At 57.3% G+C, this 21,898-nt stretch carries 23 protein-coding genes and 1 tRNA gene; 9 read left to right on the top strand and 15 right to left on the bottom strand.

The window, feature by feature from the left end; translation table 11 throughout:
- Positions 1–254: 254 nt before the first annotated feature.
- The 10 genes from AC0N03_RS04135 to AC0N03_RS04090 form a co-directional block, all read right to left on the bottom strand.
- A complete protein-coding gene (locus AC0N03_RS04135; protein ID WP_474287279.1) occupies positions 255–1,334 on the bottom strand; it encodes a hypothetical protein in 1,080 nt (359 codons plus the stop codon).
- Positions 1,334–1,480: a cbb3-type cytochrome oxidase assembly protein CcoS gene (gene ccoS, locus AC0N03_RS04130; RefSeq protein ID WP_474287278.1), complete on the bottom strand. Its 147-nt coding sequence runs from the start codon at positions 1,478–1,480 to the stop codon at positions 1,334–1,336. Before ccoS ends, AC0N03_RS04135 begins: the two co-directional genes overlap by 1 nt.
- A complete protein-coding gene (locus AC0N03_RS04125; protein ID WP_474287277.1) occupies positions 1,477–3,663 on the bottom strand; it encodes a heavy metal translocating P-type ATPase in 2,187 nt (728 codons plus the stop codon). Before AC0N03_RS04125 ends, ccoS begins: the two co-directional genes overlap by 4 nt.
- A gap of 3 nt (positions 3,664–3,666) precedes the next feature.
- Entirely contained in the window at positions 3,667–4,179 is a 513-nt protein-coding gene (locus tag AC0N03_RS04120; RefSeq protein ID WP_474287276.1) for a FixH family protein, read from the bottom strand.
- Positions 4,180–4,222: 43 nt separating this feature from the next.
- Complete coding sequence (ccoG, locus tag AC0N03_RS04115) at positions 4,223–5,680, bottom strand: cytochrome c oxidase accessory protein CcoG (protein ID WP_474287274.1); 1,458 nt, start codon at positions 5,678–5,680, stop codon at positions 4,223–4,225.
- A 29-nt stretch (positions 5,681–5,709) separates the two neighbouring features.
- A complete protein-coding gene (gene ccoP / locus AC0N03_RS04110) occupies positions 5,710–6,594 on the bottom strand; it encodes a cytochrome-c oxidase, cbb3-type subunit III (RefSeq protein WP_474287273.1) in 885 nt (294 codons plus the stop codon).
- Between the two features lie 3 nt (positions 6,595–6,597).
- Entirely contained in the window at positions 6,598–6,750 is a 153-nt protein-coding gene (locus tag AC0N03_RS04105; RefSeq protein ID WP_474287272.1) for a cbb3-type cytochrome c oxidase subunit 3, read from the bottom strand.
- Positions 6,751–6,759: 9 nt separating this feature from the next.
- The gene (gene ccoO, locus AC0N03_RS04100; RefSeq protein ID WP_474287271.1) at positions 6,760–7,512 is read right to left on the bottom strand and encodes a cytochrome-c oxidase, cbb3-type subunit II; all 753 of its coding nucleotides are present in this window, start codon (positions 7,510–7,512) and stop codon (positions 6,760–6,762) included.
- Between the two features lie 10 nt (positions 7,513–7,522).
- Complete coding sequence (gene ccoN, locus AC0N03_RS04095; RefSeq protein WP_474287698.1) at positions 7,523–9,151, bottom strand: cytochrome-c oxidase, cbb3-type subunit I; 1,629 nt, start codon at positions 9,149–9,151, stop codon at positions 7,523–7,525.
- A gap of 204 nt (positions 9,152–9,355) precedes the next feature.
- Entirely contained in the window at positions 9,356–10,102 is a 747-nt protein-coding gene (locus AC0N03_RS04090; protein WP_474287270.1) for a Crp/Fnr family transcriptional regulator, read from the bottom strand.
- A 178-nt stretch (positions 10,103–10,280) separates the two neighbouring features.
- On the opposite strand from AC0N03_RS04090, the gene AC0N03_RS04085 reads away from it, so the two are divergent.
- Positions 10,281–10,739: a hypothetical protein gene (locus AC0N03_RS04085; RefSeq protein ID WP_474287269.1), complete on the top strand. Its 459-nt coding sequence runs from the start codon at positions 10,281–10,283 to the stop codon at positions 10,737–10,739.
- On the opposite strand, the gene AC0N03_RS04080 is transcribed toward AC0N03_RS04085, so the two are convergent.
- Together AC0N03_RS04080 and AC0N03_RS04075 are read right to left on the bottom strand one after the other, a co-directional pair.
- A complete protein-coding gene (locus AC0N03_RS04080; RefSeq protein ID WP_474287268.1) occupies positions 10,736–11,185 on the bottom strand; it encodes an RrF2 family transcriptional regulator in 450 nt (149 codons plus the stop codon). The two genes, AC0N03_RS04085 and AC0N03_RS04080, sit on opposite strands and share 4 nt — an antisense overlap.
- A gap of 144 nt (positions 11,186–11,329) precedes the next feature.
- A complete protein-coding gene (locus AC0N03_RS04075) occupies positions 11,330–11,947 on the bottom strand; it encodes a nitroreductase family protein (protein WP_474287267.1) in 618 nt (205 codons plus the stop codon).
- Between the two features lie 230 nt (positions 11,948–12,177).
- On the opposite strand from AC0N03_RS04075, the gene AC0N03_RS04070 reads away from it, so the two are divergent.
- Positions 12,178–12,813 carry a prepilin peptidase gene (locus tag AC0N03_RS04070; protein ID WP_474287265.1) on the top strand — a complete coding sequence of 212 codons (636 nt, stop codon included), beginning with the start codon at positions 12,178–12,180 and terminating at the stop codon, positions 12,811–12,813.
- A gap of 15 nt (positions 12,814–12,828) precedes the next feature.
- Here AC0N03_RS04070 and AC0N03_RS04065 read toward each other — a convergent pair whose 3' ends face one another.
- Positions 12,829–13,677, bottom strand: a complete 849-nt coding sequence (locus AC0N03_RS04065; RefSeq protein WP_474287263.1) for a lytic murein transglycosylase — start codon at positions 13,675–13,677, stop codon at positions 12,829–12,831.
- Positions 13,678–13,825: 148 nt separating this feature from the next.
- Between AC0N03_RS04065 and AC0N03_RS04060 the strand changes: the two genes are divergently transcribed.
- The 3 genes from AC0N03_RS04060 to AC0N03_RS04050 all read left to right on the top strand — a co-directional run bounded on the left by AC0N03_RS04060 (position 13,826) and on the right by AC0N03_RS04050 (position 15,625).
- Positions 13,826–13,901: transfer RNA gene (locus AC0N03_RS04060), tRNA-Thr, on the top strand.
- Between the two features lie 429 nt (positions 13,902–14,330).
- Positions 14,331–14,885, top strand: a complete 555-nt coding sequence (locus AC0N03_RS04055) for an HD domain-containing protein (protein WP_474287262.1) — start codon at positions 14,331–14,333, stop codon at positions 14,883–14,885.
- A gap of 29 nt (positions 14,886–14,914) precedes the next feature.
- Entirely contained in the window at positions 14,915–15,625 is a 711-nt protein-coding gene (locus tag AC0N03_RS04050) for a hypothetical protein (RefSeq protein ID WP_474287261.1), read from the top strand.
- A gap of 100 nt (positions 15,626–15,725) precedes the next feature.
- Here AC0N03_RS04050 and AC0N03_RS04045 read toward each other — a convergent pair whose 3' ends face one another.
- The gene (locus AC0N03_RS04045; RefSeq protein WP_474287260.1) at positions 15,726–16,103 is read right to left on the bottom strand and encodes a hypothetical protein; all 378 of its coding nucleotides are present in this window, start codon (positions 16,101–16,103) and stop codon (positions 15,726–15,728) included.
- 46 nt (positions 16,104–16,149) lie between these two features.
- Positions 16,150–16,728 (bottom strand): hypothetical protein, encoded by a 579-nt coding sequence (locus AC0N03_RS04040; RefSeq protein ID WP_474287259.1) that lies wholly within the window; start codon positions 16,726–16,728, stop codon positions 16,150–16,152.
- A 422-nt stretch (positions 16,729–17,150) separates the two neighbouring features.
- Here AC0N03_RS04040 and AC0N03_RS04035 point away from each other — a divergent pair, with 422 nt between their 5' ends.
- From AC0N03_RS04035 to AC0N03_RS04020, 4 genes are all read left to right on the top strand, one after another.
- Positions 17,151–18,158, top strand: a complete 1,008-nt coding sequence (locus AC0N03_RS04035; RefSeq protein ID WP_474287258.1) for a P63C domain-containing protein — start codon at positions 17,151–17,153, stop codon at positions 18,156–18,158.
- An 853-nt stretch (positions 18,159–19,011) separates the two neighbouring features.
- Positions 19,012–19,626, top strand: a complete 615-nt coding sequence (locus AC0N03_RS04030; protein WP_474287257.1) for a GIY-YIG nuclease family protein — start codon at positions 19,012–19,014, stop codon at positions 19,624–19,626.
- A gap of 46 nt (positions 19,627–19,672) precedes the next feature.
- Positions 19,673–20,326 (top strand): N-6 DNA methylase, encoded by a 654-nt coding sequence (locus tag AC0N03_RS04025; RefSeq protein ID WP_474287256.1) that lies wholly within the window; start codon positions 19,673–19,675, stop codon positions 20,324–20,326.
- Positions 20,323–21,882: an Eco57I restriction-modification methylase domain-containing protein gene (locus AC0N03_RS04020; protein ID WP_474287255.1), complete on the top strand. Its 1,560-nt coding sequence runs from the start codon at positions 20,323–20,325 to the stop codon at positions 21,880–21,882. Before AC0N03_RS04025 ends, AC0N03_RS04020 begins: the two co-directional genes overlap by 4 nt.
- Positions 21,883–21,898 lie beyond the last annotated feature (16 nt).

Raw genomic sequence — 21,898 nt, 5'->3', positions numbered from 1 at the left:
CCACGCACAAAGCCCGATGGCTTGCGGCGAGCATGCTTTTCATTGCTGGCCAAGCCTATAGTTCAGGGTTTCAGATCCGTCAAGCGCTCTCATCGCGATTTGCAAAATCGCTTTTGAAAGATTTGAGAAAAATGGCTTTGAGCAGGCCAAAATTTTTCTTTTTGAATGTGCGGTTCCCGCGTGTTTTGCGTGTGAGGGGCCGCATTTGACGGATTCTGCTCCGGGCGGCGCGCAAGGGCCGCCAAGCAGCTGGATCAGGCCAGAGCGCCGAGAACCGCGCCAAGAAAGATTAGGGCATCCTGCGCCGCAATTACGCCGCGGGACGGCTGTCCTCTGGCATAGAGCGCCAGCATGGCGCCGCTTGTGGCCAGAGACCAGCCAAGCCCCGCGCATGTCAGCGCCAGCCCGACGGGTATGATCTGGCCGTGGACGGAGAGCAGCAGCGCGACGACGAGCGCCGCCGTCCCGGCCAGGATGAAAGCCTGGGGCCGTATTTTCCGGCTCAGCGAAATCATCAGGGCGGAAGGCACATACATGGCGAGCATGTGCCAGGCGATGAAGCTCGTGGTGGTGGCAAGGCCGAGTCCGCAGCCGCTGAGCATCCCGGGAGCCGCGCCCATCATCCGTGTCATCACAAACCACGCAAAGGCTCCGGCAAGGCCGGTGCCCAGAAACAGGCGCAGGTTGACGCGGGCGGGCGGCGCTTCATCCGTGATGACGGGTGCGGGCGGCAGCGTCAGGGCCAGCGCAAGGGCAATCAGGCTGATAGCGCCCGCGCCGAGAAACAGCTGGCCCGTGCCGAGTGGATTTTGCCAGGTGAGAAACGTGACGCAGGCGGGGGCGAGGAGCATGCTCGCTGCGCCTGCCGCCAGCAGCAGGGCCAGAGCCCGCCGTCCGCCGCTGCGCAGCGCCGCGTGACGATAGTAAAGCCCGAAGCCCTGAGCCAGCCCCAGCCAGAAAGCGCCGAGTATCAGCGCGGAAAATTGGGCCGCCTGAAAGCCCCATGCCGCCAGCAATCCGCCAGCAAGGCCAAGGCTGGAGCCAAGCGCAAAAGCACTGCGCCGGCCAAACAGGCCGTCAAGCAGCGAGGCTGGAAAAGTGGCGGCAAGGCTGCCAAGCAGCCAGAGAGCGTAAGGCACGCCGGCCAACTCGGGCCGGGGCGCAAGAATTTGCGCTGCAGCGGGCAAAGCTGTCAGGACAAGGCTCTGCGCCAGAACCGAAAGGCCAAATCCGGCCGCAAGCCGCCGTGCACCTGTGGCAGATGCCCCTGTGGCGACATTGTCGGTCAGGGCGGCGCATTCGCAATGCAATTGTCCGGCGCGGCTCAGGCTCATTATTCGATGTCGTCATCAGCAAGAACGCGCAGGGCCGCGCCTTCCAGATCATCATATTGGCCGCTCTTCATCGACCAGATGAAGCCGCCAAGGCCAAGCAGGCCAAGGCCGAGCGCAATGGGTACGAGATAGAGCAGCACGGTCATGGGAGAATCCCCGGTTTGCGCGGGCGTATCTGCGCCCGCAGGGCATTGGATGTTACCAGAATGGATGAACCGGACATGGCGAGCGCGGCGATCAGCGGCGTTACCCAGCCGATCATGGCCAGCGGCAATGCAATGACATTATAAAGCACGCTGAGCGAGAGATTTTCAATCATCAGGCGCTTGGCGCGGCGCGAAAGCCGCAGCCCTGCGACGATTGGCCCGAGATCCTCGCTCAGGAAGACGGCATCGGCACAGGACTGGGCCAGATCGGTGGCGCTGACCGGCGAGATCGAGGCCGTGGCAGCGGCCAGCGCCGGCGCATCGTTGATGCCGTCACCCACCATCAGCACCTTTTTGCCTGCGGCCCGTAACTCGGCGATGGCGGCGGTCTTGTCGGCCGGTTTAACGCCTGCCTTCCATGAGTCTACGCCAAGACTGAGCGCGATCGGCGCGACTGCCTCTTCCCGGTCTCCGGAGAGAATGCCGATTTTGTACCCGTCCGCCTTAAGGGCCTGAATGGTGGCCAGAGCATCGCGCCGCAGCGACTGGCGGATGTGCAGCAGGGCATGGCGCCCGCCTGCACGCACGGCCAGCAGCGAACCCGGTTCGGTACCGGCTGGGATTTCGACGCCGCAGAATGCCGGAGAGCCAAGTCTGATCTCAAGCCCGTCGTGCAGCGCCGATACGCCCGCCCCCGTGGTTTCCTTCGCCTCAGGAAAAGGCGTCGACTTCAGCGCGCCCTGTGCCAGCGCGCGCGCCAGCGGATGACGGCTGGAGAGCGCGAGGCGGCAGGCGAGATCAAAAATATCGTCGGCAATTTCCTCGCGATTGGATATCCGCGGCTCAGGCAGGGTCAGCGTGCCGGTTTTGTCGAAGATGATGGTGTCGATATCGGCGAACCGCTCGATGGCGTCCCCCGCATTGAGCAGCAGCCCTGCGCGGAACAGCGCGCCGCTCGCGGCGATCTGAACAGCCGGAACGGCCAGAGCCAGCGCGCAGGGGCAGGTGATGATCAGCACCGTGATGGCGGCGATGATCGAATCATGCACGCCTGCGCCCAGAAGCAGCCAGGTTACAGCGGTCAGCAGCGCGGTCAGGTGCACGAAGGGCGCGTAGTAGCGCGCCACGCGATCGGCGAGGCGCATGGCTCCGGCCTTGGCGGTCATGGCATTGTCCATCAGGCGCTCGACTTCGCCAAGCAGCGTATGGTCGCCCGCGGCGCTGACGCGCAAGAGAATCTGGCCGGAAAAATTCATCGCTCCGGCATAGAGCTCGTCGCCGGCGCTGACGGGCCGCTGGCGGGTCTCGCCGGTGACGAGGCTGTCGTCGACCTCGCTGGCCCCCTCCAGCAGAACGCCGTCGGCGGGGATGCGCTCGCCGGGGCGCACGAGCACCAGATCGTCGCGGTTAAGCGCTCCGGCCGGTACGGCGGTCAGAGTGCCGTCTTTTTCTTGCCGCTGGGCCAGCGGCACACGCAGCGAGGCGAGATTCCCGGCAATCTGCCGCGTCTTGCGCCGCATCGCGTGATCGAGCGTGCGGCCAAGCAGCAGGAAGGTGAGCAGCATGACCGCCGAATCGAAATAGGCATGGTCGGCGTGATGCGCTGTCTCGTAAACCGACATCACCAGCGCCAAGATTATGCCGATGGAAATCGGCACGTCCATATTCAGACTGCGGGCGCGCAGGGCACGATAGGCGCTGGTAAAGAAGGGCTGGCCGGCAAAGGCGGCGACGGGCAGCGCGATCAGAGCCGACAACCAATGGAAGAAATCACGCGTTTCGACGCTCATCGCCGAGGCATCGCCCGCCCAGATGGAAACGGACAGCAGCATGATGTTCATCGCGCCGAAGCCGGAGACGGCGAGACAGAGCAGAAGCCACTTCATCTGCCGCGCTTCCTCGCTTTCGGCCGAACTGGCGTTGAACGGATGCGCGCCATAGCCAATCTGCTCCAGTTCGGAGACGAAGCGCGCAGGCTCTATGCGTCCGGCGGCCCATTCGACATGCAGGCGCCGGTTGGTGAAATTGACGCGGGCGCGCTCGACTCCGGGCAGGTGCGCAAGCCGGGTTTCGATCTTGGAAATGCAGGCCGCGCAGGTGATGTTGTCGACAGCGAAATCCATCATGGCGCTGCCGTCGCCATTGCGGCGGATATAATGGCTATAGTCGCTGGCCTGTGCCATGAATCACTCCAGCATCACCCGGTTGAAGGACTGGAACATCCTCTTGCCGTTCTGCATGGCGTCAAGCGCAAGCACCCAGTTGCCGGCGGCAGCTTCCGTCTCGCCGTGATACTGGCCGGGACCCGTCTGAATGAGCTGCACGCTGAGGTCGCGGCGCATGTCTGCGGGGGCCTGCAGCATCAATGTCACCTGAAGGTCGGAAAGCGGCTTGCCGTCGCGGTTATGGGCCCGGAGATCCAGTGAGACCTTGCCATCGGGTGCGCGGTCGGCCTTGACATCCATGGTCCAGTTGAGCGCGGCCTGCGCTTTGGCGCGGGCCAGCTCCCTGTTGTAGGCAAGCCCTTCTTCATAGGGGTGTGCGGTAGTCTCGCCCCGGTAGGTTGAAAGCGCGTAATGAACCATGGTGAAGTTAACGGCGCTGATCGTTCCGAAAAACAGAACAAGAATGCCGAGCACACGCCAGCCGGTCAGGCGGAATCCGCCGGGAACATAATCGCTGGTTGTTTCCTGTGCCATATGCAACTCCTCTTCAATATGGCGGTGAGACTTCGCTGCGCGCCTATGGCCCGCGGAAGAAATCCTTCACCTGCGTTGTCTCGGCCGTTCTGGCATCCGGCGATGTGATGTTCGTCAGCGTGAAGGCGACGGGAACGGCGGCATGCGGCGGCAAACTGGCCGAAGTGCTGATCAGCACGCGCAATTCGCGGGTGCGGTCGGGACCGACCTCAATTGAATTGTCGGCCGTATCCGCGCCGATGATGTCGATATGCGCATTTTCGAGGCCGGAAATGCTGATGCGGTAGCGCTGGGTCACTGTTTGCTTGTTGGCGACATGCAGCGTGTAGGCGTTGCGCAGTTCACCGGAGGACAGGCGGACATAGATCGGGTTGCGGTCATGGATGACGCTCAGCCCCTCGCTCTGGCGGGTCAGCAGCGTGTAGAGCATCACACCGCCGATAATGACGATCAGCGCCATATAGAGCACGGTACGGGCGCGGATCAGCCGGTAGACAGCAGGCTTGCCCTCCTGCCGCAGCTTGATGTTGAGATCAGTATCATAGGAAATCAGCCGTGCCGGGCGTCCGATCTTGGTCATCACCGTGTCGCAGGCATCGATGCACAGGCCGCACTGGATGCAGCCGAGGCTGGCGCCGTCGCGTATGTCGACGCCGGTCGGGCAGACGGCGACACATTGGTTGCAATCGATGCAATCGCCGGCAAGCTCGCCCTCGGCGCGCAACTGGGTCGCCTTTTTCAATGATGTGCGCGGCTCGCCGCGTTCATAGCGATAGGTGACATTCAGTGCGTTTTCATCGGTGAGCGCGGCCTGAATGCGCGGCCATGGGCACATGTAGAGGCAGACCTGCTCGCGCATGTAGCCGGCCAGCACATAGGTGGTGAAGGTGAGAATGCCGATCCAGACATAGGCCTCGACCGGGGCGCTGAACGTCAGCAGACTTTTGACCAGCGTCGGCGCATCGGAAAAATACAGCACCCAGGCGCCGCCCGTCCACCAGGCGATCATCAGCCAGATGAAATGTTTGAGGGCTTTCTGCGCGATGATCTGCACCGTCCAGGGGCCGGCGTCCTTGCGCATCCGCTCGCGCCGGTCGCCTTCGACCCAGCGTTCCACCGCGAAGAAAAGGTCTGTCCAGACGGTCTGGGGGCAGAGATAACCGCACCAGACGCGTCCGGCCAGCGCATTCATCAGGAAAAGCGTGAGCGCGGCCAGAATAAGCAGGCCTGTGAGGTAATAAACCTCCTGCGGCCAGATCTCGATGAAGAAGAAATACAGCCTGCGGTTGGTCAGATCGACCAGAACGGCCTGCGAAGGCTCATCCGGGCCGCGATACCAGCGCGCGAAGGGCAGCAGATAATAGATGCCCAGCGTGATTATCAGCACCGCCCATTTGATGCGGCGGAAGGTGCCGCTCACCGATTGCGGGTAGATTTTCAGCGCTGCGGCATAAAGCGGGCCTTCGATCTGTGTTTCTTCTTCGTTGGAAGCCAAACTCACGTCGTTTTTCCTGTTTGCGGAAAGGTGGCCTACTGGCCACCCCCCAGAGTATGAACATAGACGGCCAGAGACTTGATGGTCGGTTCATCAAGCTTGGCCGACCAGGCGGGCATGACACCGCCGCCGCCCAGATTGATCCGCTCCATGATAGTCGCTTTGTCGGAACCATAAAGCCAGATCTTGTCGGTAAGGTTGGGGGCGCCCATGGCCTGCTGGCCCTTGCCGTCCTCGCCATGACATGCGGCACAATTATCGGCAAAGATCTGCTTGCCCTTGGCCAGATCGGCGCCCTTCTCCACAGGAAGGCCCGAGAGCGAGCGCACGAAGTCCGCAACAGTGGAAATGTCGTCGGGCTTCAGGATGCCGTCCTTGCCAAAGGAAGGCATCATGCTCGAACGCGTATCTTTGTCGGCTTCCCAGCGGATGCCGTGCAGCAGTGTGGTATGGATATCATCCAGCTTGCCGCCCCACAGCCAGTCGTCGTCGTTGAGGTTGGGATAGCCCTTTGCGCCTTGTGCGCCCGCGCCGTGGCACGGAGCGCAATTGTTGGCGAAGGCCGCACCGCCCTGAGCCCGCGCGAAGCTGAGCAGTTCGGGCGATTTTTCGATGTCGGCAAGCGGGGTTGCCGCAATCTTCTCGACCATGGCGCTGCGCGAGGCCTTGAGATCCGCCATGTCCTGGATGATGGCGGCGCGTGAGTTCCAGCCGAATGCGCCATGCAGATAGGACGTGGCCAGAGGCCAGGACGGATAGACCACCCAATAGCCGAAGGCCCAGATGATGCTGACATAGAAGGTCCACAGCCACCAGCGCGGCAACGGTGTATTCAGCTCGCGGATGCCATCCCATTCATGGCCGGTCGTGGACGTGCCCGTATGGGGATCCACGTGGTTTTTTTCGTGATTGTCAGCCATTGATCAATCCTCCCGGAGCGGGATTTGGGCGGCCTCGTTGAACTTTTCCTTGTTCGAGGGCCAGAGTGCGAAGGCGACCACTGCCAGAAAGATCACGGCAAAATAGATCATCCCCCAGGATGCGGCGAAAGCGCGTAGGTTTTCATAGGTAAGCATGGCTGATCCTCACCGGATATTGGCTTTGTCGTCATAGATCTTGAAATCGACATGCGTGCCCAGCTGCTGCAGATAGGCGATCAGCGCGTCTTCTTCCGTGACCGTGCCCTTGTTGCCGCCAAGATCACGGGTGATGGTCTTGGGATAGCGCTTTTGCAGGTCAGCCGCATGCGGATCATCAGCCGTTGTCTGCGCAACGATGTCGGTTACGGCATTGTCGACCATGTCCTTGGTATAGGGCACGCCGGTGAGGGCCAGCGTGGCCATATCCTCGCCGATATGGCGCGTATCCAGCGGCGTACGGGCGAGAAAATCATATTGCGGCATGATCGAAGCCGGAACGACATCGCGCGGATTGCGCAGATGCTGGCGGTGCCAGTCGTCCGAATATTTGCCGCCGACGCGCGCAAGATCCGGGCCGTTGCGCTTCGAGCCCCATTGGAATGGGTGGTCGTACATGCTCTCGGCAGCGAGAGAATAATGACCATAGCGCTCCACTTCGTCGCGCAATGGGCGGATCATCTGCGAATGGCACAGATAGCAGCCCTCGCGCACGTAGATGTTGAAGCCTGCGAGTTCAAGCGGCGTATAAGGCCGCACGCCATCGACCTTTTCGATCGTGCTCTTGAGATAGAACAACGGCACCACCTCGACGAGACCGCCGATGGAGATAGCCACCAGGATGCCGATCACAAGAATGATCGAATTTGTTTCGAAAATCTTGTGCCGGGCCCAGATTGAGGGTTTTGCGTGGTCAACCATGGATGGATCCTCATTCGGCCGGGGCAAGGGCGGGCTGCTGTGCGCCAGCACTGTCAACCTGCGGCGAGGTGATGGTCATGTAGATGTTGTAGGCCATGATCAGGGCGCCTGTCAGGAACAGGATGCCGCCCGTGGCGCGGATGACATACATCGGGTGCATGGCTTCAGTGGTTTCGACGAAGGAATATTCGAGGAAGCCAAGGCTGGTGTAGGCGCGCCACATCAGGCCCTGCATGATGCCGGCCACCCACATGGCCGAGATGTAGAACACGATACCGATGGTCGAGATCCAGAAGTGCCAGTTCACCAGTTTCAGCGAATAGAGCTCTTTCTTGTTCCACAGCCAGGGCACGAGGCAGTAAATGGCGCCGAAGGAGACATAGGCGACCCAGCCCAGCGAGCCGGAATGCACATGGCCGATGCCCCAGTCGGTGTAATGCGACAGAGCATTGACGGTCTTGATGGACATCAGCGGCCCTTCAAAGGTCGACATGCCGTAGAAGGCCACGGAAACCACCAGCATGCGCAGCACCGGGTCGGTGCGCAGCTTGTCCCATGCGCCCGAAAGCGTCATGAGGCCGTTGATCATGCCGCCCCAGGAGGGCATCCACAGCATGATCGAGAAGGTCATGCCGAGGGTCTGCGCCCAATCCGGCAAGGCCGTATAATGCAGGTGATGCGGCCCGGCCCAGATGTAGATGAAAATCAGCGCCCAGAAATGCACGATCGAGAGGCGGTAGGAATAGACCGGCCGTTCGGCGCGCTTCGGGATGAAATAATACATGATGGCGAGGAAGCCGGCCGTGAGGAAGAAGCCCACGGCATTATGGCCATACCACCACTGCACCATCGCATCCTGCACGCCCGACCAGACGATATAGGATTTCGAATCATAGATCGAAACCGGTATGGCGGCGTTATTGCCCAGATGCAGCACCGCGATGGTGACGATGAAGGCGAGATAGAACCAGTTGGCTACATAGATATGGGGCTCGGTTCTCTTCCACAGCGTGCCGAGGAAGACCAGAAGATAAGTCACCCAGACAATGGTCAGCCACAGGTCGGCATACCATTCCGGCTCGGCATATTCCTTCGATTGGGTGATGCCGAGCAGATAGCCCGTGCCGGCGATCACGATAAAGAAATTATAGCCAAGCACCACGAACCAGGGTGCGAGATAGCCGGCGAGGCGGGCGCGGCAGGTGCGCTGCACCACATAGAACGATGTGCCGATCAGCACATTGCCGCCAAAGGCAAAAATGACGGCCGAGGTGTGGAGCGGGCGCAACCGGCCGAAATTGATCCATTGCAGATCAAGGTTCATCAGCGGGAAGGCGAGTTCCAGCGCGATATAGACACCCACGGAGAATCCGGCCACGCCCCAGAAGACGGCAGCAAGCGTCGCGAATTTCACCGGCCCCAGATAATAATTCGGCCGGTCGCCGATCATCTGCGGCGGCAGGTCGCCGTTGCGGTCGAAATAGTTGTTGAGGATGATGAAGATGCCGGCAATGCTTGCGGCGGCGAAGAGATAGGCGTGGAATGCGAAAGCGGGCGTATAGGCCTTTGCCGCGATGAAGATCGAGAGAATTGCCAGCGCGCCGAGGGCGAACGGCAGGCCCATCTCTCCTAGCGTCATGCCTTTGCCGGATGTTGGTGTCTGTGTCATGGATTTTGCCCCATATGAAGACGACCCCGCAGCATTGAGTGCGCAGCGGTGGCGTCATAGCCGGTCACAATCTGTGAAGCGACAGGGGGCTGCCATGATTTAAATCAAGGCAAAGACAAAAATGGGCCTGCAATAAGTCTAATTCCGCTCAGCAGGGAGAATAGCTGCGCTCGCTCAATCGTCCATCATCGCCAGACGCTGAAGCTTCTCCGTCTCGAGAATGCGCACCCCTTCCGGCACGATCACGATCAGCCGCGCCTTGACAAGGCGCGAGAAGGTCCGGCTGACGGTTTCGATGGTCAGGCCGAGGTAGTCGGCTATATCCTGCCGGCTCATCGGCAGCTGGATATGCGTGCCGCTTTCCCCGATGCGCTGGTAGCGCCCGGCGAGGTGCAGAATGAAGGAGGCCAGTCGCTCGTCGGCATTGTGGCGGCCGATCAGCAGCATCTGATCCTGCGCGAGAGAAAGCTCGTGGCTGGCGAATTCGTGGAGGCGGCGCATCAGGCGCGGGTGCTCGTCGAGATATTCAACGAATGGGCCGCGCGGAAACTTGCAGGTCTGCACTTTCGTGACGGCATCGGCGCTGACGCCGTAAAAATCCAGCAGCGCGATGCCCAGAAAATCTCCCGGCAGCGCAAAGCCGACGATCTGGCGCCGTCCGTCGGCGATCATCTTGTAAAGGCGCACCACGCCCTGTGTGATATTGAAGACATGGCTGGCAATATCGCCTTCGGTGAACAGCGTCGACTTGGCTTCCACTTCATAAGTGCGCGACAGACGTTCAAAGGACATCAGATCTTCAGGCTCGAGCGCGGCACAGACGCTCAGTTCTCTCACCCGGCATGTCGCGCAGACATGGTCATCCTTGCCATGTGTGCACTCTTGGCCAAGCCGGATCACGTCAGGCATTAAAATGGACATAAAAACCTACCAGAAGTCCGAATGCTCGGAATTTAAGAACTTTACGTCAATACCATACCCAAAAGCAATGTCACAACCCGCGACGCTGCCCTGCAACAGAAGCGGAGCCGTTTGACCTGCGTCAATGTGCAACATAGCACAGCCATGCAAGCTTGCCAAAGCTGAAGAGTTTTGTCCAATGCCCGAATTTTATACCTTGCAATGGCTGGATCCAGCAGATTGGGCGCAGGCCTATCCGCTGGTTCGCATGGCCTTTGGCGGCATCTCGCTGGCCGACTGGCGCAAGCGCGCCCGCCAGCTGACGCGGCCGGGGCCTGCCAAGGGCGGGCTTATGGTTGTGCGCGGCCTGCGCGGAACCATCCATGGTCTGCTGGCTTACCATATGGAGTCGAATTTCGCCGGACAGCGGATCCTGCGGATCAGCGATCTCGTTCTTGCCCGGCTGCCCGGTGCGGCGCTGGATGAAGCGGTGTTGCAGGGTATCTCGGAGCTTTTCCGGAACCACCAATGTTCGGCTCTCGTGCTTGACCTGCCGGCCAATGGCCGCCACCAGCCCGCTCTGAGCAGCAAACTGCTCGATCAGTATGAATTTGTCCTGCGCGGCATTGTCTATGGCCGCACACATGCGCCGGTCTAGATATGATAGGTCAGCGCATCCTCGTCTATGTCGCTGAGGTCGCGCATTTCTGCCAGTGAGCGGTGGTCGAGCACATTGGCTATGGCGTTGCGCACTTCGATCATCATCAGCCGCACGGTGCATTTTTCCTCGCGCGCGCAGTCCTCGCAGCGCCGGTAAGAGCCGCGGCTGGCGCAGGGAATGGGCGCAAGCGGCCCGTCGAGCACGCGGATGATCTGGCCAACCATGATCTGGTGCGCCGGACGGGCCAGCACATAGCCGCCGCCTCGGCCTTTCTTCGAATGCACCATGCCGGCGTTGCGCAATTCGCCCAGAATGGCGTCGAGGAATTTCTTCGGGATATTGTTGCGCGTGGCGATATCGCTGACGAGCGCAGGCTCGCCGCTTGCGCATCCCGCCAGATGGACCATGGCCTTAAGGCCGTATTTTCCTTTGTTAGTCAGCATTATCGACCTGATCTTGCGCCAAAACCGCCATATCAGATTCCAGACCTAGCAGCCTTGAAAAATCTGTCCATAAAATTCATAGACAAAATAACATAAAAGCCTCTCCGGCAAAACGGAGAGGCTTTTTGGGAAGCGGCTGAAGCCTCAGGCTACGATTTTGAGCGCTTCGTCGAGCGCGCGGCGCGGCTTGCGCGGCCAGTTGCCGGGTGCGGCCCGGCCTAGCGCAATCAGCATCACGGGGATTTCATTTTCCGCAAGACCGGCCTCTCTGGCTACACCTTCGGGATCGAATCCGACCATGGCGCCGGAGGCAAGGCCCTTGGCCTGAGCGGCGAGCATGAGCGTCATCGCCGCCATGGACGCAGAGCGGATGGCCTCATCATGCTGGAGTTGGTTGTTGCTGTCATACATGCCATTGGCCATGCCTACCCAGCCGTCGAACGCCGCCTGATCGATCGCGCCTGAATCGAGCATCGGCTGGACCAGACGCGGCAGATCGCGGTGGCCGCCAACCTTGCCGACAATAACGAATGTAACGGCCGCATTGGCTACCTTGGCCTGATTATAGGCCACGGCCTTGAGGCGGGCCTTGGCTTCCTTGCCGCTCACGGCAATCATCCGCCAGTTCTGCATGTTGAATGATGTCGGCGTTTCCTGGCAAAGGGCAACAAGTTCACTGATTTCAGCGTCTGTCATCACGTGGTTTGGGTCAAAATTATTAGCCGAAACCCGCGATCTGATAGCGTCTATTGTATCGAGCATTGTTTTATCCGTCAGTTGTGTGTGTAAACACTTTTTGAATACGCTGTATATAGGCTTCGGCCTTGGACTTTGCATATGCATTTGTGCAAAATTGCTTTGCGGCAGATTAAAGCCAAAAAAGGACCGGCGCTGCGCAAGGCCCTTATGTTATTGAGCTTTTGTTGTCAGAAAGAGCATTTGCTCTGTTTGGCAGGCTGGCGCGGGACGGGGGATTCGTACGGGGGTGCAGGGTGGGCCATCTGAGCAGGAGCCGCCTTCTCGGCGCGCTGGGACTGCCGCTGCGTCGGCTGCGCCGGTTCTGGCTGTTTTATTGCGAGGCGCTGGCGTTCAGGCCCGGCGCGCGGGCCTATGGCTTGCTGGTGTGGGGGCTTCTGGCGTGCGTCCTGCCGCTTGGGTTTGCGCCGCATCCGCCGGTTGTTTATGTGCTTGCTTCATGGCTCAGCCTGCTTCTGGGCCTGATTATTGCCTTTGACATCGTCTATCTGATCATTCCCGATATTCTGGTGGCGCTTCTGTTTGCCACCGGCCTTTTCTGGCAGGCGGCGCATGGCCATGACGGACTGGTTCTTGCCGCGTGTACCGCAGTGGTGGCCGTCATTCTGGGCTGGGTCATGAACCGGATTTACGGGCTTTTGCGCGATTCCGGTGAATTCCCGGCTCTGGGCGGCGGCGACCTGAAACTGCTTGGCGCCATCGGCATGTGGAGTGGTGCGGGCGGACTCGCCTTGATCCTGATGGTGGCTTACCTGTCTGCCGGCCTGTTTCTTATAACTTCCCGTCTTGTCTGGAAGCAGGATCGTGCTTATCCGCTGGCATTCGGGCCGCATCTCGTTCTCGGATTCTGGCTCGTGATCATGCGTGGCTGACGGCCCTTGGCACGATCAGCGCCCGGCATCGCCATCCGCCAGTTTTTGTGCGAACAATGCGATCGTTTTTGCATAGACATGCGCCTTGTTCCATTGCAGCAGAACTTCGAAATTGGGCTCGCCCTCATTCCAGCCTGCGCCCTTCTGCCAGCCTTTATTCTGCAGGAAATGGGCGGTGGAAGCGAGCACATCGGCCGTGTCGTGAATGAGATCGATGCGGCCATTGCCGTCATAATCCAGCGCATAGGCCAGATAGGCCGATGGCATCATCTGCGTCTGGCCAATTTCCCCGGCCCAGGCGCCGCGCATTGACTCCGGCTGCAGATCGCCGCGCTGGACAATCTGCAGCGCATCGAGAAATTCTTCCCGGAAATGCGCCGCGCGGCGGCAATCATAAGCCAGCGTGGCGAGGGCGTTCAGCGTGCGGAACATGCCGAGCCCGGCGCCAAAATCTGTTTCCAGTCCCCAGATTGCCACCAGAACCGGCCCCGGCACGCCGAATTGCTCTTCGATCCGCCTGAACAGCGCGGCATTGCCTTTCAACAGGCTCCGGCCCTTGCGCAGACGGTAGGCATTGACCATCCGCCCGGAAAATTGCTCGAAACTTTGATGAAACACCTTCTGGCCGCGGTCATGCGCAATAACTGAGCGGTCATAGGCTATGGCACCGAATGTGCGCTCGAGCGTTGTCCCGGATATTCCGGCTTCCAGCGCCTGAGCGCGAAAGCTTTCGAGCCATTTTGTAAAACCTTCGGCGCTCTGGCCGCATTCAGGTGCGGCGGCGGCCGCAGATGCTCCGGGCAGCCCTGCGAGCAACAAGATCATCGCTCCCCGGCGCCACATATGGCGCATTCTGGTTTTCATGACTGAGCTCCTGCCTTCCGAAAGGCCTCAAAGCCGGATCGTGCCACTTTTGAAGGGATTTTTCAAATGTGACCGCGTCGGACAGCAGGCGGGCGATATAAAAAAGGGCTAGGAAAAATGAAATACCTGCGCTAAAAGCATCCGCGTCGCCGCAGTAGCTCAGTTGGTAGAGCACGTCATTCGTAATGATGGGGTCGGGAGTTCGATTCTCTTCTGCGGCACCAATAATTTCAATAACTTAGCACAAATTTTGAAGTGCTCCGCACGCTGAAATGCATCTTCGGTAAGCATACGGTAAGCAAGCGGAAAAAATTCACCATCGGCGATCAGGATATTGAATTCGCGGATCATTTCGCTCATTTGTGCCCCGCTTCATGGCGATGGTAAAAATTCCCAATTTTGGCAGGCCGGAGGGACGCTGAAGAACCGTTGGTGTCGTCAAAAAGCGAAAGACGTTGCCCGCCGCCCTTTCATTTTCCCCCGTTGACAACTTTCGCCGGCAGGCAGAAATTACCGGCATAAACAAATTGGCATCCGGCGCGCGTCGCCACATCGAGCTGCCAATTTATGTCACCCCATAGTTCCATCAGACAATCGACATCTGCTGCTGCAAGGCAGAGGTCTCGATCCAACATGCGTTGAAAGGTTCCAGAATGAATGATCTTACCCTCGTCATGAAGGCGGCGCAGATGGCCGCGCAATGGCACGTCCGGCAGCGCCGCAAGGGCAAGGCGCGCGAGCCTTATATCAATCATCTGATCGAGGTGGCCGAGATCGTCGCCGAAGTGACGGACGGCAAAGACGCCAATCTCGTTGCCGCGGCGCTGCTGCATGACACGAGCGAAGATTGCGGCGTCACAGCGGCGATGCTGGAAGAGATGTTCGGCGCCGACGTCGCCAGCCTCGTCCAGCAAGTCACCGATGATAAACGCAAGCCAAAGGCTGAGCGCAAACGTCTGCAGGTGCTCAATGCGCCCAGGAAAAGCCCGCGGGCCAAGATCCTTAAACTGGCTGACAAGACCAGCAATCTGCGGGCGATCCGGAACAGCCCGGCGCGCACATGGTCGATAGAGCGCCGTCTGGCCTATATCGCTTGGGCCCGCGAGGTGGCGGCGGGCCTGCGCGGCATCAACCGAATGCTGGAAGCCAAATTCGATCAGGCGGCCCACGAGGCCGAACAGGCCGTCGCGGAGGTTGTAACCGAGTAAACCACTTTATCGAGACACGGTCCGGGATCATGTGCGATTTCGACGTCACTTTGGAAGCCATCCTCACGTTCATCGATACCGAAGGCCGCCGTAACGCCTATGTCTGCCGGCATATCCGGCGGGTGATGGCGGCGTTGCAGCGCGGCGACATCACTCAGGCCCAAGCCGGCCGCAATTGTCTCGACATCCTGCGCCAGGCTGTTCGTCACCGACAGAAATATGGCTCGGCGAGCCCTCAGGCCTTGCCCGATCCAACTCCGGCCAAGCCCAACCCCGGACAGGAGGATGTTGCACGCTGGCTGGTGCTGATCCGGCAATGCGTCGAGCGACGCCTTCAGGAAGAATATGACATCATGTGGGGTGATGAGGATGAGGCCATAACACCATCCAAACTCATCACCTCGCTGCCTCCGGCGGCACAGTGCGCCCATGTCCGCGGCGAACCGCTGATCGTCTCCGACGGAAAATTCTGGCTCTGGCGCAATGCGGCATGCCGGGCTGTCAAACGGCGAAAGGTCATGCGCTCAATGCAGATCCTGTCCCGACAGGAATTCAACATTTATTATCCTGACCTGCCGCAGCTTCCGAGCAGGAAAGCGACCAAGCCGACGTCCCCAGAAAAGCCCCGTAAGCCATCCGCGCCCGCGCGAACCCCATTACTCGTCACGCTCGATCCCTACCTCGGGCGCTTGTTTCCGGTGTTCAGCAACGGACGTGGAGAGCAAAATCACGCTCAATGAATTAGCCAAGAGTTTCACGAATAAAAATACGGGCTGTGTGAGGTTGATCTAAGACCCGAATTCCTGTCATTAGCTGGGGGTTAGATCACAGGTCGCTCGGTCAAAAGTGCGCGGCGTCGCCATTCCGAAACAAAGTCTGAATTTCAAGGCGCGTTCCGTTAAATTTTAGCCAAAATTTACGGTCGGTTATGCCGATAGCAACTTGCGTTCCCGAAGCACCTAATTTTTTCAATGTTTTGCAAAGTTCACTAAGTCTGTATGAATCTACGCCAATATTGGCGCGCCAGGGTGAAGTACAATAAATCAAAGTTCCCATAACCGGTGTATTGACAACGATCCCGTCTCGATCTGCCAGAAACTGCGTGTCAAGCGGCACTTCGGCTTTAGTGCTTTTCGTACCCAGCCGCATTTTTGGCAATTTACTGGCTGCTTCAAATAATTCATCGAAAGGCAGTTGAACGGACCGGTCATGATTCATGCATTTTGTCCTATTTTATCGTGGCCATAGCGTTCAAAGCCCATCTTTATAGCGGAAAGCATGCCACTGCGCCATGCTTCTCCGATATGAGTAATGTCTCAGTTTGAATTTTTGGCGCACCGCTTGCGATAGTGGCGCGCGGTCTCGACTCCGAAACCATCGCACCAATCTTTGCTACGGTATCGTCCAACGACGAAAGCCGATGCGTGATCCCCAACGCAATTGCCGAGATGACGCGCAGCATCTTGTGGATGAGGCGGAAGTTGTAGCACGCAAAATAGAGCGCCAGAGCGTGACCGTGATTATCCAACTTCTTTGAAAAAGCGATTGGCAATCGGGTGAAGGGGTGGTTCTGCATCCGGATGGACAGACCCATTCTCTTCACGTGCGAATGCGAAGTGGAGATATGCGCAACGTCGGGATTGTCGTCGCGGCGATCATAGGTCCGTGCAACTTCACAAGTTGCAAAGTCTGCATCAGCGCCAAATGAGCCATTAACGACTTTAAAATACGCCTTACGGCCATCAGTAGTAAATTGGATCCGGTTGGCAAGCCGCGCGCCAAGATCGTTCATCACGATTTTTGCACTCTCAGCGCCATGATCGGCTGCGAAATAGGCGAACATTGGCTTCGTGCCGGCGTCGATGGCGATCCACGTTTGAACGTCGCCAACATCAGCAGGCGTCGTCTATGCATCCGCCAGGTTAATTGCTTGGCCTAAAAAACGACCAGATTTCATCGCACTGGATGCGCGCAGCCTTCGCGCCAAGTACATGCTCGTCGTGGATGGCACGACAGGCTTATTCAGCCCCAACCAGCAGTTGGCTAACAGGGTTGGTCGATGCGTTTGCAATGCGGCTGATTGAGCTCATGGATTAGCCTTCGCGCAACGTGGCAAGTATTCGGACACATTTTGCAAGGGCAAGTTTGTTTTTGCTCATTTTTATTTGAACACTGATGCTTAACGTCAACAGCGAATTTCCATGCTTGCAATTTTTTATGCAAGCAATATAACTTGCACGATAATGTTGCAAGCAGGAGTTTCCAATGGCTGATGATAACAGCACCAAGGCGGCTGGAGGGAGAGCTAGAGCATTGGCTCTCACACCAGAGCGCCGCAAAGAAATTGCACGTAAGGCAGGTGCTTCGCGTTGGGGAACCTTACGCCAGGCGATCAGCCGGGAAGGGATCGTCAAGGTCGCAGGGACAGAATTGCAGTGTTACGTGCTTGATGACGAAACGCGCGTTTTGGCGCGTGCCAGTTTCGTGCGTGCTATTGGCAGGACGGGTAAGGTTAAAGGAGGGCGCAGCTTTGATGAGGAATTCCAAACGCCCGTCTTTCTGACTGCTGAGAACCTAAAACCTTTTTTCCCCAGTGACTTAAGTGTGAATTCCAAACCCATCCTGTTCATGGACGGCGACAGCCAAATGATAGGATATCGGGCCGAACTCCTGCCTGATGTTTGCGACATTTTTGCCGATGCAGACCGCGCTGGCGTTTTGCGCGCGAACCAAAAGCATATTGCCACTGCATGTCGAACGCTTAGTCGTGGTTTGACTCGTGTCGGTATCATTGGCTTGATTGATGAGGCAACTGGATACCAGCGCGAGCGTGCCGCTGATGCTTTAGCCAAAATTCTGGAAAATTATATCGCCAAGGAATTGCAGCCATGGATTCAGACGTTCCCGCCCGAATTCTATGATAACCTTTTCCGACTGCGTGGGTTGCACTACCCGCGCGACACTGTGAAACGCCCACAGTATTTTGGTTATTTGACAAATGACGTTGTTTACAAGCGGCTCGCGCCCGGCGTCGTAGATGAGTTGAAACGTGTCACCCCCAAATTGCCAAGTGGGCGGCGTAAGCACCAATATTTTAGGCGACTCTCGGAAAATTTAGGGCATCCGAAATTGCGTGAGCATTTAGCTGCAGTAATTACCGTCATGATGCTTAGTGATAATTATGATGATTTCATTCAAAAACTAGATCGCGTGAAACCACGGTATGGCGAAACCATACCCTTACCCTTTGATAGCCCATTGACAGGGCTTTAGCTTCTACCTCAACGCTTCGCTGCAGTCGCCTAAGGTATCTCAGCCCGCCGCTCTGGTGTCATGTTTATCGCATGATGCTTGCCTCGCAAACTGGTCGGCAGCACGTTTGGTAGTGTCCGTCTTTTCCTCAATCTAGCTGGTCGCGATCTTCCCAATCATTACCGCAAAGCCGATGGCGTCGGCTGGGCGCTTATCTCCGCGCGGGCCTTCAAGCATCGTTTTTTATCCGCATAAGTTCATCATTAATTTGTGGAATCTGTTCAGGCGTCGCGGATGCTTTGAGTCCTACCAGAAATCGATGAGTTCGCATTTCAGACGCCTTGCGCTTACGCCATTGCCAAACGGCAACCGCCGAGGCACATATGGCCCACAAGAAGCCTCCGATCGACGCTAAATCTGGAACTGACAAACCTTTAACTCCATGATCTCCGCTAAGTATAAAGCATCGACGCGCCTAGCACCGCCGTCAAGAGCGGGGAAATTCAAACTGAGACACAACCTCGATAAGCCAGCACACCAGTGATTTTCATTTTGTGCCAGATAGGGCGCGATCTGAGAATCATTCCACACTAATTGTTGCCAAAACAATTGTTTTGTTGAGGTTTGCAAACGCATTTTAATGATACAGAACAATTGTGCCGATATTTCAACCTAAAACAAGTCGGAAGCCGTGCAACATCCCGATGTCGACCTTAAATCGCTTCTCGAACAACAAGGTACCGAAGCCTTCCCGCATGTGAAACGATCGGCGGTGTTGATGCAGTGACAGTTTCTGTCATGGCTTGGGTGAAGCCTTTTATTCGCGTAGAAATGATACTCAACCGATGGCATAAAAAGCCAGGGAGAAGACTGGATGGCTCTGCAGGTCGTATATGTGCTCACTAACCCCGCGATGCCCGGGTTCGTGAAGATCGGCAAGACGTTGCTTGATGACGTCAGCCAGCGGCTTGCCCAGCTCTACACCACGGGTGTTCCGTTTCCTTTCGAGATGGCCTTCGCATGCAAGGTGCCCAATGCTGATGAGGTAGAAAAGGCGCTACATCGTGCGTTTGCTCCAAACCGCGCTAACCCCAAGCGTGAGTTCTTCAACATAGAACCGGACCAAGCCATTGCCATTCTGAAACTTCTGCATGTCGGGGATGCGACAGAAGAAATCTCCAAAATGCCGACAGCGATACCTGCTGAGGAGATCGAGGCGGGCAATCAATACAAGGCACGCCGACCCAATCTCAACTTCAAGGAGATGGGCATACCAACGGGATCGGTTCTGCACTTTACCGAGAGCGATGCTACTGTTGTGGTGAGTAGCGAACGCAAGGTGAATTTCAACGGTGAAGAGATGTCATTGACAGCTGCGACGAGGCAGTTGCTTGGGTTAGATTACAGCGTCGCACCTGGCCCCTATTGGACTTATGAAGGCAAGGTGCTCCGTGCTATCTACGATGATACCTATGGAGCGACGACCTAGCTTACGTCTGCCAAGGTTGCACTCCTGTCTATAGAATGACAAAGCTATGAGCCTGATAAAATCAAAAAAACGCGTCGCTGACCACGGAGAAGTTTTCACCCCGGCCTGGCTGGTGGACGCAATGCTGGACCTCGTGAAAGAGGAGACCGACCGCATTGACTCCCGATTCCTCGAACCAGCCTGTGGCAGCGGCAATTTTCTTGTTAAAATTCTTCAACGCAAGCTCGCCGCAGTTGAGGTGAAATACGGCAAGTCCGACTTCGAGCGACAACATTACGCGTTGCTTGCGCTGATGTGTATCTATGGGATCGAACTGCTGACAGACAATATTGCCGAGTGCCGGGGCAATTTGCTGGACATTTTCGCCGAATATCTTGGCGTCAATGAAACCAGCGACCTGTATCGCGCCGCGTTTTTTGTGTTGTCGCAGAACCTCGTGCATGGCGATGCGCTGACGATGCGGGCTCAAGATGCCCAGCCTATTACGTTTGCCGAGTGGGGCTATCTTGGCAAAGGCAAGTTCCAGCGCCGGGATTTCCGACTGGATGTATTGACGGGATCATCGGCGTTCAGCGCTGAAGGTTCACTGTTTGCTCATCTTGGCAAGCACGAGATCTTTACCCCAACCAAAAGCTGGCCAACAATGACGGTGAGCGATCTGGCCGCCGGCTATGAGAGTATCCCAAAGGAGGCCGCATGAATATGCAGGTGGGCTTTGCCCTGCGCGGGCGCAACCCTGATGTGCTGACCTGTATCGCAAACCTGTCGAACGACGAGGTGTTCACCCCGCCCGATTTCGCAAACCGTATGCTGAACACCTTAGAGAAGGCTTGGGCGGCCGATCATAGCGGGGCTGACATATGGGCCGATAAGAACGTGCGGTTTCTCGATCCATTCACGAAGTCTGGTGTGTTCTTGCGTGAGATTACTACCCGTCTGACCGAAGGATTGGCGCGCGAAATCCCCGATCTTCAGACCCGTGTGGATCATATCCTAACAAAGCAGATTTTTGGCATTGGGATTACGCGGCTAACCAGCATGCTGGCACGTCGAAGTCTCTATTGCTCCAAACATGCCAACGGCGAGCATTCGATAGCCCGCAGCTTCAAGACCGACAGTGGAAACATCTGGTTTGAACGGACCGAACACACATGGGCAGCAGGGAAGTGCAAATACTGCGGCGCGAGCAAGGAATCGCTCGACCGCGGGGCGGGCCTTGAATCCCACGCCTATGCGTTCATCCATACCGATAACATCAAGACTCGGATCTCCGAGCTGTTTGGAGGCGACATGCAGTTTGACGTAATTATCGGCAATCCACCGTATCAATTAGATGATGGTGGCCACGGGGTGAGCGCGTCCCCTATCTATCAAAAATTTGTCGAGCAGGCGAAGGCTTTGGAGCCACGTTTTCTATCGATGGTTATACCGTCGCGATGGTTTGGCGGGGGCAAAGGCCTGGGAGAGTTTAGGTCGACAATGTTGACTGACAATCGGATCCGAAAGTTGGTTGATTTTGAAAATGCAAAAGACGCCTTTCCTGGCGTGGACCTTGCTGGAGGCGTCTGCTACTTCCTGTGGAATCGTGACGAGCGGGGTCTTTGCGAGGTTATCAACTTCGTTGGGAGTAAGTTTGAAAACGCTACAGAACGACGGCTAGACGAATTTTCGACTTTTATCAGGCACAGTGCTGCTGTTCCAATTATCCGCAAGATTCTCTCCACCGGCGATCAGACGATGACAGCGCAGGTTTCTAGCAGGAAGCCCTTTGGACTTGCGACCAATGCGCGACCTGAAGAGGCTGGGGACTTAGTTCTCAGATGGGAAAGGGGTACAGGCCCATTCCCACGAAACAAAATAACCGCTGGATCAGAAATAATCGACAAATGGAAGGTGATTACTTCGTATGTCGCCTACGATCATGCAGGAAATCCGGGCAAAGACGGTAAGCGCAAAGTATTTTCAAAAATAGACGTGATGCCGCCGCGCGAAATCTGCACGGAAACTTACCTTGTGATTGGTGCTTACGATACGAAAATAGAGGCGAACAATCTAGTTAAATACATGAAAACAAAATTCTTCCGCTTCCTCGTAGCGCAGTTCATGTATTCCCATCATCTCACCAAATCTGCGTATGATTTCGTTCCTGTTCTCGACATGAATATCGAATGGACTGACGAAAAGCTCGCAAATCGCTATCGACTCACCAACGAGGAGTTGGAATTTATCGACTCAAAGATTAAGCCATTCGTTTAAAAATTATTGGGGGCTC

Source organism: Methylocystis sp. sgz306128 (assembly GCF_056032725.1).
Note: the sequence above shows the minus strand (reverse complement) of the source record. Positions and strands in the feature narration are given on the sequence as shown.